Consider the following 14,132-nt stretch of genomic DNA (forward strand, 5'->3'; position numbering starts at 1 on the left):
CCGACGCGCGCCGAGCTGCAAGCCAAGCTGTACCGCACGGCGCAGCTGCCGGATCAGCCTGAAGTGCACCTGCGGCCGAACAAGCTGGTGACGTACAAGTACGTTGCGATGGTGATGGCTGAGGCGCAGCGCCTGGGCGTCACCAAGATCGGCATCGTGGGCAATGAGCAGTTCATGAACTGATCAAGCCGTTTGTCTGCCGGCGCTTGCGCTGGCGGGCTCACGGTCTGAGCCTCTAGGCCCCGATCAAGAAGCCGTGTTCCCCTTGCGGGGCACGGCTTTTTTCATGGGCTGGTCCGGCTTCAGACCGAGATGATCCAGCCGCGGCGCTGCATGTAGCGCACGACCAGCCACCACACCAGCACCTGGGCCAGCGCCCAGGCATGCGAGGGCAGCTCCAGCGGCCAGTGGCCGGGCAGCGCGGCGGCCAGACGGGCATAGGCGGCGGGGCCCCAGCCGGTACCGTCCAGCAGGCAGGTGAGCAGCCAGCTGCCGGCATAGGCCGTGATGGCGTTGATGCCGAATGCGCGGCCCACCGCAGGGGCGCCACGCAGGTCAATGAGCCGGTGGGCCAGCAGCAGCACCGCCGTGGCACAGCCGCCCGTCCACAGCACGAACGACGGCGTCCACAAGGCCTTGTTCCAGGGCCAGAGCGCTTTGGTCAATGCGCCGGCGATCAGCAGCACCGCGGTCATCACGGCCAATTGCCGGCTGGCGGCGCCACTGGCGTGTCCGCGGCGCAGCAACTCGCCCGCCATTACTCCGAGCCAGCAGGTGCCCAAGGCGCCGAGCGTGCTGAGCAGGCCTTCGGGCTCATGGCCCAGGCCGGTGGCTGCGTCGTATTGCCACACCAGCGGCCCCAGCACCGCCACATCGACACGGGCGGCCAGGTTGTGCAGTGGCGCCAGCGTGCCGCCGGTCAGCAGCAGCGTGCCCCACACGGCCAGCACCGCCAGCAGTGGCGCCAGCCACCGTGCCGGGCTGGTCAATGGCCAGCGCAGCAGGCACACCGCCGCCACGCCGAAGCACAGGCCGATGCGTTGCAGCACGCCCATCGGCCGGAAGTGGGCCGTGCCCAGCGCGAGGTGGGCCACCAGGTGCAGCACCAGGCCCAACACCACCAGACGGGCGGCACGGGCCAACCAGGGGCGCAACGGCGCGCGGGCTGAGGCATGGGTGTCACGCAGTGGCCCGGTCGCCATCGCCAGCGACACGCCGACGATGAACAGGAACAGCGGAAAGATCAGGTCGGTGGGCGTGCAGCCGTGCCACTCGGCATGCTCCAGCGGCCACCAGACATGGCCCCAGTCGCCGGGGCTGTTGACCAGAATCATCGCGGCCACGGCGATGCCGCGCACGGCATCGACCGAGGCCAGGCGTGGCGGGCGGGGGGAGGTGGGCAGAGAGGGCGTCATGGGGGCGTGGCGTCCTCGCGGACGCGTCAGAAATCGCAGGGGCTGGGCAGCGGGGGCACGGCGGTGGGCACGCTGTCATGGCGCGCCACACCGGCGCTGCGCAGTTGCTCGACCGTGGCGAGCACCTCGGCCGGGCTGAGTTGCTTGTTTTGCCAGTGCATCACCCAGTCCACGTCTTGTTGCCACACGCGGGGCTGGCCCGGGCTGGGTGGCAGCAGGCCGCCGGGTGAGAACCACAGGTTCAGGTTGGCCGACATGGGCACGCTCGGCACATTGCGGCCGGTGTGCGTGGCCAGCAGGCGGCCGTCCAGGTACATGTGCACGGCGGTGTCCGTCACCTGGGTCATCAGCACATGCCAGCCATCCAGGCTGCCCGTCGCTTCATGGCTGCTGTTCCAGGCCTGCCAGGGCTCCACCTGCACGGTTTGCCAGGAGATGGCATAGAGGCGGGTGGCCGGGCTGCCCCAGCCGCCATTCGGCAGGTATTCAAAGTCGACTTCGCTGAAGTCGGGTGCGAAGTCGTGGCGCAGCGGGGCCACGCTGTAGAACGTCTGGATCACCGGATCGCCGTCAGCGCCTTGCACTGGCGCATCGGCAAACCGCACGCGCGCGGCGGTGGTGCCGCGCAGCAGCTTGCGCTCATGGCAGAGCTGGGTTTGCCGGGTGCCTTGCGGCGTGCCGTCAGTGCTGGCCTGCAGGCGCAGCCATTGGCGCGTTGGATGCTGTGGATCACGAATCAGCGTCAGGGGCTCGGCGCCCCAACTGGCGCCCGGCACCCCCGGGTGGCCTGCCGCGCTGCGCTGGCGCCAGCCGCCGAGCGCCAGGCCAGCCACATCGGCGTCGCTGAAGTCATCGAACCACAGGCCGGCTGGCAGGGGGGCACCGGGGGCGCCAGCCGGAGCAGGCGCAACAGCAGGCGCAACAGCAGCCGCAGCCGCAGCCGCAGCACCAGCACCAGCAGCCACCGCACCGCCAAAGGCCAGCAGGGCTGCCAGCCATCGCCCCATCCACGGCGTCATGCCGGTGCGCCTTCGTGCGGCTGCGTCTCATCGGCCGTTGCCTGCGCGCCCGGCAAGCGCACGAACCACAGCAGCACGAACACCGGCACACCACAGGCGACGGTCCAGAGGAAAAACCGCTCGTAGCCGAGGGCGGCCTGGATGTCGCCGCTGATGGTCTTGGAGAGGATGAAGCCGAGCTGCATCACGCCCGAGCCCAGCGCGTAGTGCGCCGTCTGGAACGGGCCCGGGGCCACGGCCTGCATGATGTAGAGGATCATGCCGACGAAGCCGAAGCCATAGCCGAACATCTCGATGGCCACGGCCACGGCGATGTCGCTGAGGGTGTGGCCCAGGCCCGGCACGGCAAACGGCAGGGCGATGCCGGCATCGATCAGTGGGCGCGCATGCGACAGCCAGGCGAATACCAGGTTCGGCACAGCCATCGCGAGGATGAGCACCGGCATGGCGCGCTTCAGCCCCAGCTTCGAGGCGAACAGGCCGCCCAGGATGCTTCCGATCAAGAAGGTGAGCGTGCCGATGCCGCCGTAGATGGCACCGAGCTGCTCGGTGCCCAGGCCCAGGCCGCCCTTCTCGCGGGCCTCCAGCATGAAGAGCGGGCCGATGGTCTGCACCTGGCCTTCGGCAAAGCGGAACAGCACGATGAAGGCGATGGCGCCGACGATGCCCGGCTTGCGCAGGAAGGCCGCGATGACCTCGCGCAGCGTGCGGGCCACGTCGGCCTTGTTCAGCGGGCCGCCGGCGGTGTTGGCGGGTGAGGGCAGGGCCCAGGCGTTGTAGGTGGCCAGGCAGGCCAGCAGCACCGCCATGCCGATGAAGATGGTGGACCAGGCGTTGAACACGCCGACCGACTTCTCAAGGTGGCCCGCCCAGACGATCAAGGCGCCCAGCGTGAGGAACTTGGACGCATTGAAAAACGCCCCTTGCCAGCCCGCGTAGGCCGCCTGCTGCTTGTTGTTCAGCGAGGCCATGTAGAGCCCGTCGCAGGCGATGTCGTGGGTGGCCGAGGCATAGGCCAGCAGGAACAGCACGGCGATGGTCAGCGCGAAGAAGGACGGCGATTGCAGGGTCAAGGCCACGGCGCCCAGGCACAGCGCACCGCAGGCCTGCATCGTCACGACGATGCGCTTCTTGCTCGGGAACAACTCGAGGAACGGGCTCCACAGCGGCTTGATGGCCCAGGCCAGGCCCAGCGCCCCGGTGGCCCGGGTGATCTCCTCGTTCGACACGCCCATGTTCTTGAACATCAGGCCGGCGATCAGCATGACCACGAAGAACTGCATGCCCTGCACGAAGTACAGGCTGGGCACCCAGCGGATCGGCGAGCTGCTGGTCGGGGCGGAAGTGGTCATGGGCATCGGGCAGTTGAAGCGGGGAGCAGGGCGTCAGGGCGTGCGGGTTGGCAGGGGCACCGGTGGCACCCCGGTGGCCGCACCGCGCCCGGTGAGCCAGCCTTGCAGGGCGCGCAGCGCACCGTCGGCATAACCCCATGTGATCACGGACGGGGCCGGGATGTCGAGCACCTGGAACGGGTTCCAGATGGCCACATGCAGGGCCGGCCGCCACTGCCCGGCATTGGCGCCGTAGCGGCGGCGGTGGTTCGAGACGATGACCAGCGCGCGGCCGTCGTCCGGCAGGCTGGCGGGCTCGAACACCAGCAGGTCGGGCACCAGCTGCATCTCGATGTCGGCCGCCTCCGGGAACAGCGCGCGCACATCCGCACCGGCCAGGCCGGCCTCGGACACACCGTCGCAATCGACACGGCTTTGCGTGACGACCCGCAGCGGCAAGCCGCCCGGCAGTGCGTCGGTGGCGCCCAGCACGCACAGGCCCTGGCGCCAGGTGGCGCGCATCAGGATGTCATCAGTGCGGCGCTGCGCGTCGTCGTAGGCCGCAGGGGCGGCCGGGTAGCGGCGCGCCAGCTCATCGAGCCGCGCCGCGCTGGCCTGCACCTGCTCGGGCAGCAGGTCGCCTTCAAAGATGGCATCTTGGATGGCGCGGATGGCGGCCGCCTGTTCCTCGCGGCTGCCTTGGGCCAGCGGCATGTCTGCGCCGGCCTGCAGCGTCATCACGGCCGCGCGGGCATGGCCGTAACGCTCATGGATGGCCTTCATCATCAGCGCGTCGCTGATGACCACGCCGCGGTAGCCGATCGACTCACGCAGGATGCCGCCGAGGATGCGCCGTGACAGCGTCGCCGGGTGCTCTGCGTCCAGCTGCGGATAGACGATGTGCGCCGTCATCACGGCCGGGGCTTGGGCCGCCAGCGCGCGGAAGGGCACCAGCTCCAGCGCTTCCAGCTCGGCCAGTGATTTGTCGACGCTGGGCAGGGCGTGGTGGCTGTCGACGTGCGTGTCGCCATGGCCGGGGAAGTGCTTGACGCAGCAGGCCACGCCCTCGCTCAGCGAGCCGCGCATCCAGGCACCGGCCAGGCGTGCCACGCGGTGCGGGTCAGCGCCGAAGCTGCGCTCGGCGATCACCGGGTTGGCGGGGTTGTTGTTCACGTCCAGCACGGGCGCGAAGTTCCAGTTGATGCCCAGGCTGCGCAGGCCGCGCGCCACGGCGGCGCCCACCTGTTCAGCGGCATGCTCAGCCGCCTCGGTGTCCTCGATCGCGCCCAGGGCCATGGCGGCGGGGGCTTGCGGCAGGAAGGTGGCGCGCACCACCGAGCCGCCTTCCTGGTCGATGCCGATCAGCGCGCGGGGCCCGAGCACCTCGCGCAGATCGCCCAGCAGCTGGCGCACCTCGACCTCGCTGCCGAGGTTCTTGCGGAACAGGCAGACGGCGCGGATGTGATGCTCCCGCAGGAACGCCGCGGTCTCGGGCGTCAGGCGCGTGCCTTCGATGTCGACCATCACCAGGTGGCCGGGGTGGAACGGAATGCTCATGCGGCGTCTCGCGGCGAGGGCGGCGCGGGCCGCCCCGCGGGGTCAGTGGGTGCGGGTCACCTTGCTCAGGTGGCGCGGCTCGTCGGGGTTGTTTCCGCGTGCGCGGGCCAGGGCTTCGACCATCGGGTAAAAGCTCTGGATGGCCGCCACCGGGTCGAGGTCCACCGCCTCGGTGGTGGCCAGTGGCAGGTCAGCGCCGGGCGTGCCTTGCGGCGCGGCCAGCAGCACGGTGCCGCCGCGCTGGCGCATTTCGGCGGCCAGGGCCACCAGGCCTTCCTGGGCCGGGCCGCGCGGTGCAAACACCAGCAGCGGGTAGCCGGCGCCCACCAGGGCCATCGGGCCGTGTTTCACCTCGGCGCCCGAAAACGCCTCGGCCTGGATGCCGCAGGTTTCCTTGAACTTCAGCGCGGCTTCCATGGCCACGGCCAGGCCGGTGCCACGGCTGATCACGAACAGCTTGTCGGCGTTCACCAGCGTGTCCACGGCGGGCTGCCAGTCCAGCGCGGCGGCCTGGCGCAGCGCGGTGGGCAGCGCGTTCAGGGCAGTCAGCAACGTCTCGTCACCTTGCCAATGGGCCACCAGCCGGGCACCGGCCACCAGCTGGGCGATGTAGCTCTTGGTGGCGGCCACGCTGCGCTCGGGGCCGGCATGCAGCGGCAGCACCCATTCGGCGGCGCGGGCCAGCGGCGAGGCTTCGTCGTTCACCACGGCCAGGGTGCGGGCACCGCCGGCACGGAAAAACGCGGTGGGCGTGATCAGGTCCGGGCTCTGGCCCGATTGCGAGAAGGCCACCGAGGTGATGCCTTCGCAGCGCAGGCTGGACTGGTGCAGCGTCAGCAGCGACATCGGCAGCGAGGTGACGAGCCGGCCCATGCGCGCCATCGCCAGGTAGGCCATGTAGTGCGCGGCGTGGTCCGAGCTGCCGCGGGCCACGGTCAGCATGCCGCCAAAGGGTTCGCGGCGCAGGTCGGCGCCGAGGGCGCTGTACACCGCTTCGTCGCGGCTCAGCTGGCGCGTCACCGCATCGGCGGCTTCGCGGGTTTCTTCAAGCATCCTGGAGCTCAATGGCTTCTCCTTCAATGACCACCGCCTGCAGCTGCAGCGCGGGGTCGAACATCACGAGGTCGGCCATGGCGCCGGGCACCAGACGGCCCCGGTCAGGCAGGGCCAGGTAATCGGCGGCATGGGTGGCGGTGCGGGCCGAGGCTTCGGCCAGCGACAGCCCCAGGCCCACCCAGTTGCGCAGGGCCTGGTCCATCGTCAGCGCGCTGCCGGCAAGGGTGCCGTCGGCCAGGCGCACGCCGCCCAGGCACTTGTGCACCGTGTGGCGGCCCAGGCGGTAATCGCCATCGGGCATGCCGGCCGCGGCGGTGGAATCGGTGACGCTGAACAGGCGCGGAATGGTGCGCAGCGCCACCTTCAGGGCGCCCGGGTGCACATGCAGCAGGTCGGGGATGACTTCGGCATATTCGGCATGCGCCAGTGCCGCACCCACCATGCCGGGCGCACGGTGGTGCAGGCCGGTCATCGCATTGAACAGGTGGGTGAAACCGGCCGCACCGGCTTGCAGTGCGGCCACGCCGTCTTCATAACAGCCGGCCGAGTGGCCGATCTGCACGCGCCAGCCTTCGGCCACCATCTGGGCGATCAGCGCGAGGTGGCCCGGCAGCTCCGGCGCCACCGTGATCAGGCGGATGGGCGCCAGCGCATGCAGGCGGCGCACTTCGTCGATCGAGGCTTCGCGGGCGAAGTCAGGCTGGGCGCCGAGCTTGCCGGGGTTGATGTACGGGCCTTCCAGGTGCACGCCCAGCACGCGGGCGGTGCCGGCCGGCCGTTCACGGCAGCAGGCGCCCATCGCGGCAAAGGCGGCTTCGATTTCAGCCGCCGGCGCGGTCATGGTGGTGGCCAGCAGCGACGTGGTGCCGTGGCGGGCATGGGTGCGGGCGATATGGCCCACGGCATCGCCGGCGTCCATGGTGTCGTGGCCGCCACCGCCGTGCACATGCAGGTCGATGAAGCCCGGCAGGATCAGCGGCTGCCCGCTGTCACGGGCCTGGGCCTCGCTGATCGGGTCGCCCTGGATGGCGCTGATGCGGCCGCCTTGCTGGTGCAACTCACCGAGCACGAAGCCGTGCGGCGTGAGGATGGCGCCGCGGTGGCGCGTGGGGGTGTCTGGCGTGCTCATGCAGTCTCCGACGCCAGGTGCTGGCGGATCAGGTGCAGGGCACCGTCGGTGGCGTCGCCCTGGCTGGGCACGCACCGGTGTTGCAGGAAGGGCGGCAGGCGGGGCTGCAGGCGCTGGGCAATGCTGCCGGCGCAGACGATGGGCAGCTCACCGGCGGGGTCGAGCGCGCGGGCCAGCTCGGTCAGCGAGACCACCGCGATGTTGATGAGTGCAGCGGCGTGCGGGTCGGTGGCCTCGTGGTCAAACACCAGCGGGGCCAGCGTGGCGTAGGCGCGCTGGCCGGCCTGGGCGCACCAGCTGCGCATGCCGTCGGTGTCGCGGCCGGTGGCGGCCAGCACGGCGCGGTCCAGCGGGCCGCTGGCGGTCTGGCCGTCGAGCACGTGGTGCACATGGCGCACGGCCTGCAGGCCCAGCCAGGCGCCGCTGCCTTCGTCACCCACGCCAAAGCCCCAGCCGCCCACGGTGTGGCGGTGGCCGTCCGGCCAGCAGGCCTCGGCCACGCTGCCGGTGCCGGCCACCAGCACCATGCCGGCTTGCCCGCCGTGGGCGCCCAGCAAGGCGGTGAAACCGTCGGTGTCGACCACCAGGCGGGCGAAGGCGGGTTGTGTGGGCTGCCGGGCGAGGAAGGTGGCTTTCAGACCGGCCTCATGCGCACCGGCCAGGCCAGCACCCAGGGCGCAATCGCTGAAGGGCACATCGGCCAGCCCGGCTTGGGCCAGGGCTGCGCGCACCGCCTGCAGCACATGCCGCCAGGCTTGCTCCAGGCCCTGCGACAGGCCGGACGGCCCCGCTTCGCCGAAGCCGAGCACCTGCCCTTGCAGGTTGCACAGGCGGGCCCGGGTGCCGGTGCCGCCGCCATCTACGCCGATGATGAAGCGCATGCTCACGCGAATAGCCTCTGGTCTCTTGATTGGTCTGATACCAGTGTAGTACCAGATGAGCACAGGGGTCAACGGGAGCCGTGAAATTTACGGGGTAAGTACCAAGTCCAGAATTAGTACCACTAGATAACCAGATGCTTACATCGCCCAGATGCGCGGGGCGGCTGGCGGCATCTGCCACAGCACCTCGCGCCAGGCGGCCCGAATCTCCCTCAGCAAGGTGAATACCGGCTCTACCCGGTGGGCCAGCACCCGGCAGACCACCACCTGCCCGTCGGGCGCGGTGGCGCCGGCGGTGGCCACCAGCGGCGAGGCGTCCATCACCGCGCGGGCGCTGTCCAGCAGGGCTTCGCGCTCTGGGCGGCTGTAGGCGCTGCCCGTGGCGGCCCACAGCGTGCCCATCACGCCGTGGCCGGCAAACCCGAGCGGCGATTGCAGCAGGGCGTGGTCAGCGGCGTCGATCAGGCCACGTTCCAGCCACACGCCGGGCAGGTTCAGCTCCTGCAGCACGCTGCCCCGGTTGAAGCCGTGGCCGGCGGCCGGCAGGCCCAGGGCCAGCATGTCCCAGCCCATCATCTGCGCGCCTGGTGCCAGCTCGAAGCGCTGGCGGTTCTGGGCCAGGCAGCCGTCGTAGGCGATGGCTTCCAGCGGCAACCATTCCAGCCGGGCGCCGGGGGCCAGGCGGGCGTGCACCTGCTGCACCGCGGTGGCACCCGCGCTGCGGTAGAAGCGGGTGGCGCTGGGCGTGGTGATCAGCGCGTGGCTGTCTGCGGCGAGGTCGATGTCGATCTCCAGCACATCACCGCCGACGATGCCGCCCGGCGGGTGCACCAGCACGTGGTGGCAGACCGCATCGCCTTCGGGGTAGAGGCGCTGCAACACGCGCAGCGGACCGTGGTGGCGGTCATGGGCCACGGTGCGCTGGCCATCTCGCTGGTAGTTCAGTTGCAGGTGGCCATGCCAGCCGCCGCTCGGGTGAAGGCTCATGAAGGGAATGTCAGGGCGGCAGCGTCACAGGGGCATCGGCAGGCTGTCTGCCGCACGTTGCACCCACTGGCCCGGGGTGATGGTGGTCACCAGGCCCTCGGCGCGCATGCGCTCGAGCACCCGGCGGGTGGTGGACAAGGGGGCGTCGCGGTTGCGGCTGAAGGCGAAGAACTGGTTGCGGTCGCTGACCCAGTCCAGCCGCACGCTTGTCCAGCGGCTCTGCAGGAAGATGCGGCAGATGTCGCCGGGCTTGAGCTGGTTCAGCCAGTCCTCGCGGGCCTTCCTGGCCACGCCGTCGTGGTCGTCATCGTGCAGGCTGATGGGCACGGTGTTGAGCTCGCCGTGGTGGGCCCAGTCGGAGTCGTCGGCGTCCAGCGAGCCTTCCCGGTGCACGGGGGGCAAGGCGGGCAGGTCGAGCGCCTGGGGCAGGGTCTCCATTGCCTCTCGGCCGGTGCCGCTGCGGGCCTCGGCGTCTGTCGGCGCTTCATCCAGCGGCATCGCGCCGGTGTAAGCCAGGCGCGGCCAGTGCGACAGCTCCAGCTGCAGGTCTTCCTCGTGCTGGCGCACGCGGTCCGGCAGCTGGCCGGCCTCGACCAGGCCGTCACGGGCTTCCAGCACCAGACAGTCGACTTCGGCCGGGGTCAGCGGCTTCTCGCGCAGGCGGTCGCCGGCGTCGATCATCTGGTCGATGAGCAGCGACCAGCGGCGGGTGCTCTCGGCATCCACGCCGTCGGTGGCGCTGAACAGGGCCAGCACCTGCACCCACGGGCCGAGCAGGAATTGCCGGATGCCCGGCAGCAGTTCCTGCTTGCGCAGCCGCTCGATCATCTGGCTGTGGATCAGCGGCTCCAGCTCCGAGCGGCGGGCCGCCGCGTCCAGCATTTCCTGGTCGCGCACCGAGCTCACCACCGACTCCGGCAGCGAGGCCATCGCCAGGCGTTCGGCATGTGCCAGCGCCTTCTCGTAGTTGTCGGCCGTCAGGGGCACATTCACATTCACCAGCGCGTCCACCAGGGGCTTCAGGCGCTGGTCGAGTGACGGGCGGCCGGGCTCGTTGCGGCCGGGGTCCAGCTGGGCGAGCGAGGCCATGCGGTCAATCAGCTTCCACAGCGGGTTGTCGCCCGAGGCCAGCAGGCGGCCGTCGGCACGCACGCTGCGCTGCACGGGCGCGGCCAGGCGCTGCATCAGTGTGGCCATGCCCAGGCTCAGCCCGGCTTCGCTGGAGATCTGGGCCAGCAGCGCGGGGATCTGGTCCGGCGTCACGTTCACCGGCCGGCCGGCTTCGCGCAGCGAGGTCTGCATCGGCCGTGCGGGGTCGCCCACCGGCAGGCCCAGCACCGGGCCGGTGCGCACCGTCACATGCTGGGGGTCGATGCCGTGGCGGTCGAGCCAGTCGACGAGGCCTTCGTAGAGGCGGCGCGCTTCATCGCTCAAGGGGCGGTTCAGCTCGCGCAGCAGCTCCAGGCGGCGGTGGCCCACGGGCACGCAGTCATGCAGGGCCTCGCTCAGGCACTGCACCAGGGTGTTCGGGCTGAGCAGTTGCGGCGATTCGAAGTAGGCCTGCTCGGCCTGCATGCGCCACACGAAGGTGCGCGCCTTCATCTCGCGCAGCAGCCATTCGCAGGTGCCTTCCAGCGTCAGCACCATGCGGTTGGCGACGATGTTCTCGCTGACCTCGTCGTCCGACATCAGCGTCAGGCCGCTGAGGGTGGAGATGTCGAGTTGCGCGAAGTTCGACGGTGGCGGCTTCGGGCGCTGCGGGTTCTCGATCGCGCCGCCGAGCCGGTCTTGCCAGGCCAGACGCAGGCCGGGCTGGGTGGCCTGGCCGCTGGCAAACAGCACCCGGTCGACGAGGTCCACGGCCACTTCCAGGCAGTGCTGGCGCCAGGCGGGGAAAAGAAGTTCGGGATCGAGTGGGCTCATGGAACTGCAGGCTCAAGCTCAGGGCAGCCCCCCTGGGCCGCCATGCCCGGGATTGTGCCCCGCGGCCACGCGCTTTGCAGCGAATTCAGACAAGGGTTTCCAGCCGCGGACACGACTGGAAACCCCCGCTGATCGCAGCCTCGGGCAGGTGTTGCGGCGATGAGCTCAAGGGCTGAGGTCAGTGCCCCTGCGAGCCCCGGTGCGCCCAGCCGGTCAGCCGGCGCTCCAGGATCGAGAAGAACTCGTACATCGCCATCGCCATCGCGCCAACCACCACCAGGCCGGCAAACGCCAGGCCCATCTGCATGGCCGAGCCCGCCGACACCAGCAGGTAGCCGATGCCTTCGTTCGAGGCGGTCATCTCCGACACCGTGGTGCCCACGAACGCCAGCGTGATGGCCACCTTCAGCGAGCCGAAGAAGTAGGGCATGGATCGTGGCAGGCCGACCTTCACCAGCACGTCCCAGCGCCGCGCGCCCAGCACCCGCAGCACGTCTTCCAGCTCGGGCTCCAGCGTGGCCAGGCCGGTGGCGATGTTCACCGTGATCGGGAAGAACGAGATCAGGAAGCCGGTCAATATCGCCGGGCCCACGCCGATGCCGAACCACACCACCAGGATGGGCACGAAGGCCGCCTTGGGCAGGGCATTGAAGCCGGTCATCAACGGGTAGATGGCGGCATAGGCCAGGCGCGAACTGCCGATCAGAAAGCCCAGCAGCACACCCACCACGATGGCCAGCGCAAAGCCCACCATCGTCACCCACCAGGTGCGCCAGGCGTGCTTGGCGATCTCGCCCTTGAACTCCACCAGCTGCTCCCAGATGCGCAGCGGGCTGGGGAAGACAAATTCGCTGACGGAAAAGGCCGTGCACAGCACCTGCCAGATCACCAGCGTCAGCACCAGCAGCGCCCACGGGGCCCAGGTTTCAAGCCGTTTGCTGCTGTTCATTGCGCCACCTCCGCGCCTTGCTTGCGCATGGCGCCGATGTGGCCGCGCAGCTCGTGCACGATGGCCGTGAACTCGGGCGTGTAGGTCAGCTCCAGGTTGCGCGGGCGGGGCAGGTCGATGTCGCGCTTGACCACGAAGCGGCCCGGGCTCTTGCTCATCACGTACACCGTGTCGGCGAGGAACACGCTTTCACGCAGGTCGTGTGTCACGAGGATGACGTTGAATTTCTGCGCCGCCTGCAGGTCACGCAGGATGCACCATAGCTCCTCGCGGGTGAAGGCGTCGAGCGCGCCGAAGGGTTCGTCGAGCAGCAGCATCTTCGGCTCATGGATCAGCGCCCGGCAGATGCTGGCCCGCTGCTGCATGCCGCCCGAGAGTTGCCACGGGAACTTGTCTTCATAGCCGCCCAGGCCCACGCTTTGCAGCAGCTTGCGGGCGCGGGCTTCGAACTCGGCCTTCTTCTGCTTGAACTGGCTGCGGTAGGGCTCGACGATCTCGAGCGGCAGCATCACGTTCTGCACCGTGGTGCGCCAGGGCAGCAGGCTGGGCGCCTGGAAGGCCATGCCGGTGATCTTCAGCGGGCCGGTCACTTCCTGCCCGCCGATGATGACCGTGCCCTTGCTCGGGCGCTTCAGGCCCGTGGCCAGCTTCATGAAGGTGGACTTGCCGCATCCTGACGGGCCAACGATGGCGATGAACTCGCCTTCCTCGACCTGCAGGTTGATGTCTTCGACGGCGTACTGGCCCTGGGCCATCAGCTCGTCGTTGTAGGCCAGCCAGACCTCGTGGAAATCGACAAACGCCATGGGTGTGCTCCGGTGGCGCTGGGCTTACTTCTTGACGGCCAGGATGTTGCGGCTGGCGGCCGGCGGCAGGAAGCTGCCGTTCCAGACAGCGTCCGGGTTGACGCGGCTCTTGGTCTGGAAGGCGTCGGCCACCTGGCTGGCCATCAGGGCCAGGCGCGGCTTGCTGATGTCGCCGAAGGTTTCGGCGCGGGCATCGGCGGTGTTCACGGCCGAGTCGATGGCCAGGCGCAGGCGCTTTTCCTCCATCGCTGCATTGATGATGCCGTCGCGCTCCTTCACCACGGCGGTGGCGGCGGTCGGATCGGCCAGCACGGCCTTGGCACCTTCGGTGAACGCCACCAGGAACGCCTTCACGGCTTCCGGGTTCTTCTTGATGAACTCCTCGCTGGCGATGATGGCGTTGCCGTACAGCTTCACGCCGTAGGACGGGTAGAGCATCACGTTGATGTCTTCGGCCTTCACGCCTCGGGCTTCCAGGTTCAGCAGGCTGGTGAAGTAGAAACCGGTGATGGCGTCCACGTCGCCCTTGGCGAGCATGGTTTCACGCAGCGGCGGGTCCATGCTGACCCATTCCACCTTGCCCACGCCATTGGCCTTCTGGAAGATCGGGAAGGCGCGGCGACCGGCGTCGAACACCGGCGCGCCCAGCTTCTTGCCGGCCAGGTCCGCCGGGGCCTTGATGCCCGTCTTCTTCAGCGAGAACACGGCCGACGGCGTGTTGTTGTAGACCATCATCACCGCCACCGGCTTGTTCGGGGCGGTGGGGTTGTTGGCGTGGAATTCCATCAGCGCAGCCAGGTCGGCAAAGCCCATGTCGTAGCTGCCCGAGGCCACGCGGTTGACCGCATTGCCCGAGCCATTGCCCGCGTCGATGGTGACGTTCAGCTTCTGGGCCTTGAACTGGCCCTTGGCGGCAGGCAGCAGGAAGAAGGCGCTGGGGCCCTCGAAGCGCCAGTCGAGCTGGAACTTGATGGCGGTTTCCTGGGCCGATGCGGTGCCGGCAACGCCGAGCGTGGCGAGGGCGGTGGCGACACAGATCAGGGTGCGGCGCGTCAGCGAAAACTGGGGCATGGCGGTCT

Annotated in this window: 13 protein-coding genes; 1 reads left to right on the top strand and 12 read right to left on the bottom strand. The window is 69.6% G+C overall.

The genetic code is table 11. The annotated features are described in order from the left end of the window. The coding region (locus tag AACH00_RS14485) for an ExbD/TolR family protein (RefSeq protein ID WP_341399874.1) at positions 1-183 on the top strand (183 nt) is incomplete at its 5' end. A gap of 119 nt (positions 184-302) precedes the next feature. On the opposite strand, the gene AACH00_RS14490 is transcribed toward AACH00_RS14485, so the two are convergent. The 12 genes from AACH00_RS14490 to AACH00_RS14545 all read right to left on the bottom strand — a co-directional run bounded on the left by AACH00_RS14490 (position 303) and on the right by AACH00_RS14545 (position 14,124). Further along, the gene (locus AACH00_RS14490; protein WP_341399875.1) at positions 303-1,415 is read right to left on the bottom strand and encodes an acyltransferase family protein; all 1,113 of its coding nucleotides are present in this window, start codon (positions 1,413-1,415) and stop codon (positions 303-305) included. A gap of 26 nt (positions 1,416-1,441) precedes the next feature. Continuing rightward, positions 1,442-2,434: a glycoside hydrolase family 16 protein gene (locus AACH00_RS14495; RefSeq protein WP_341399876.1), complete on the bottom strand. Its 993-nt coding sequence runs from the start codon at positions 2,432-2,434 to the stop codon at positions 1,442-1,444. Next, positions 2,431-3,786, bottom strand: a complete 1,356-nt coding sequence (locus AACH00_RS14500) for an MFS transporter (RefSeq protein ID WP_341399877.1) — start codon at positions 3,784-3,786, stop codon at positions 2,431-2,433. The genes AACH00_RS14495 and AACH00_RS14500 overlap by 4 nt, the downstream gene beginning before the upstream one ends. Positions 3,787-3,819: 33 nt before the next feature. Then, on the bottom strand, positions 3,820-5,322 hold the full coding sequence (nagZ, locus tag AACH00_RS14505; protein ID WP_341399878.1) for a beta-N-acetylhexosaminidase: 1,503 nt from the start codon (positions 5,320-5,322) through the stop codon (positions 3,820-3,822). Positions 5,323-5,364: 42 nt separating this feature from the next. Beyond that, positions 5,365-6,375 (bottom strand): SIS domain-containing protein, encoded by a 1,011-nt coding sequence (locus AACH00_RS14510; protein WP_341399879.1) that lies wholly within the window; start codon positions 6,373-6,375, stop codon positions 5,365-5,367. Next, a complete protein-coding gene (gene nagA, locus AACH00_RS14515) occupies positions 6,368-7,507 on the bottom strand; it encodes an N-acetylglucosamine-6-phosphate deacetylase (protein ID WP_341399880.1) in 1,140 nt (379 codons plus the stop codon). Before nagA ends, AACH00_RS14510 begins: the two co-directional genes overlap by 8 nt. Continuing rightward, the gene (locus tag AACH00_RS14520) at positions 7,504-8,388 is read right to left on the bottom strand and encodes a glucosamine kinase nucleotide-binding domain-containing protein (RefSeq protein WP_341400034.1); all 885 of its coding nucleotides are present in this window, start codon (positions 8,386-8,388) and stop codon (positions 7,504-7,506) included. The genes nagA and AACH00_RS14520 overlap by 4 nt, the downstream gene beginning before the upstream one ends. Before the next feature lie 138 nt (positions 8,389-8,526). Next, the gene (locus AACH00_RS14525) at positions 8,527-9,375 is read right to left on the bottom strand and encodes an urease accessory protein UreD (protein WP_341399881.1); all 849 of its coding nucleotides are present in this window, start codon (positions 9,373-9,375) and stop codon (positions 8,527-8,529) included. 24 nt (positions 9,376-9,399) lie between these two features. Continuing rightward, positions 9,400-11,298, bottom strand: a complete 1,899-nt coding sequence (locus tag AACH00_RS14530; RefSeq protein ID WP_341399882.1) for a DUF1631 family protein — start codon at positions 11,296-11,298, stop codon at positions 9,400-9,402. A 178-nt stretch (positions 11,299-11,476) separates the two neighbouring features. Next, positions 11,477-12,247: an ABC transporter permease gene (locus AACH00_RS14535; protein WP_341399883.1), complete on the bottom strand. Its 771-nt coding sequence runs from the start codon at positions 12,245-12,247 to the stop codon at positions 11,477-11,479. Beyond that, positions 12,244-13,053 carry an ABC transporter ATP-binding protein gene (locus tag AACH00_RS14540; RefSeq protein WP_341399884.1) on the bottom strand — a complete coding sequence of 270 codons (810 nt, stop codon included), beginning with the start codon at positions 13,051-13,053 and terminating at the stop codon, positions 12,244-12,246. The genes AACH00_RS14535 and AACH00_RS14540 overlap by 4 nt, the downstream gene beginning before the upstream one ends. A gap of 24 nt (positions 13,054-13,077) precedes the next feature. After that, positions 13,078-14,124: an ABC transporter substrate-binding protein gene (locus AACH00_RS14545; protein WP_341399885.1), complete on the bottom strand. Its 1,047-nt coding sequence runs from the start codon at positions 14,122-14,124 to the stop codon at positions 13,078-13,080. Between the last annotated feature and the right edge of the window lie 8 nt (positions 14,125-14,132).

This window comes from Ideonella margarita (assembly GCF_038066635.1).
Classification (GTDB): Bacteria; Pseudomonadota; Gammaproteobacteria; order Burkholderiales; family Burkholderiaceae_C; genus Ideonella; species Ideonella margarita.

What these genes read in the sequence shown, in the direction of transcription:
- AACH00_RS14500 (WP_341399877.1), bottom strand. Translation starts at nt 3,786, where the DNA reads ATGACCACTTCCGCCCCGACCAGCAGCTCGCCGATCCGCTGGGTGCCC.
- AACH00_RS14490 (WP_341399875.1), bottom strand. Translation starts at nt 1,415, where the DNA reads ATGACGCCCTCTCTGCCCACCTCCCCCCGCCCGCCACGCCTGGCCTCG.
- AACH00_RS14540 (WP_341399884.1), bottom strand. Translation starts at nt 13,053, where the DNA reads ATGGCGTTTGTCGATTTCCACGAGGTCTGGCTGGCCTACAACGACGAG.
- nagZ (WP_341399878.1), bottom strand. Translation starts at nt 5,322, where the DNA reads ATGAGCATTCCGTTCCACCCCGGCCACCTGGTGATGGTCGACATCGAA.
- AACH00_RS14530 (WP_341399882.1), bottom strand. Translation starts at nt 11,298, where the DNA reads ATGAGCCCACTCGATCCCGAACTTCTTTTCCCCGCCTGGCGCCAGCAC.
- AACH00_RS14535 (WP_341399883.1), bottom strand. Translation starts at nt 12,247, where the DNA reads ATGAACAGCAGCAAACGGCTTGAAACCTGGGCCCCGTGGGCGCTGCTG.
- nagA (WP_341399880.1), bottom strand. Translation starts at nt 7,507, where the DNA reads ATGAGCACGCCAGACACCCCCACGCGCCACCGCGGCGCCATCCTCACG.
- AACH00_RS14495 (WP_341399876.1), bottom strand. Translation starts at nt 2,434, where the DNA reads ATGACGCCGTGGATGGGGCGATGGCTGGCAGCCCTGCTGGCCTTTGGC.
- AACH00_RS14545 (WP_341399885.1), bottom strand. Translation starts at nt 14,124, where the DNA reads ATGCCCCAGTTTTCGCTGACGCGCCGCACCCTGATCTGTGTCGCCACC.
- AACH00_RS14510 (WP_341399879.1), bottom strand. Translation starts at nt 6,375, where the DNA reads ATGCTTGAAGAAACCCGCGAAGCCGCCGATGCGGTGACGCGCCAGCTG.
- AACH00_RS14525 (WP_341399881.1), bottom strand. Translation starts at nt 9,375, where the DNA reads ATGAGCCTTCACCCGAGCGGCGGCTGGCATGGCCACCTGCAACTGAAC.
- AACH00_RS14520 (WP_341400034.1), bottom strand. Translation starts at nt 8,388, where the DNA reads ATGCGCTTCATCATCGGCGTAGATGGCGGCGGCACCGGCACCCGGGCC.